1 protein-coding gene is annotated in these 509 nt (G+C 48.7%); it reads left to right on the forward strand.

Annotated features, from left to right (window positions below; translation table 11 throughout):
- On the forward strand, positions 1-509 hold a 509-nt coding region (locus R7190_RS31070), incomplete at both ends, for a DNA gyrase C-terminal beta-propeller domain-containing protein (protein ID WP_318138366.1).

Here is a 509-nt window from a genome sequence, read left to right on the forward strand (position 1 = left end):
GAGCGTATCACTGCAATTCTTCCAGTCGATGAGTTCTCTGCAGACAAGTTCATCTTCATGGCAACTGGCGACGGTACCGTTAAGAAGACTTCTCTAGACCAGTTTGCAAACGTACGTTCAAACGGTCTAATTGCGGTGAACCTACGTGATGACGATTCTCTAATCGGCGTTGATATCACAACGGGTTCAAGCGACATCATGCTGTTCTCTAAAGCAGGTAAAGTTGTTCGCTTTAGCGAGGACAAAGTACGTGCAATGGGTCGTACAGCGGCAGGTGTCCGTGGTATGAAGCTGGCTGACGACGACCAAGTGGTTTCACTAATCGTTCCGTCTAACGAAGGCGACATCCTAACGGTTACTCAAAACGGTTACGGTAAACGTACCGAACTGGCTGAATACCCAACGAAAGGTCGTGCAACTCAGGGCGTTGTGTCTATCAAGGTTTCTGAGCGTAATGGCCCAGTAGTTGGCGCAGTGCAAGTAGAAGAAGGCGACGAGATGATGATGAT

The sequence above is a fragment of the Vibrio sp. 1078-1 genome, assembly GCF_033340475.1.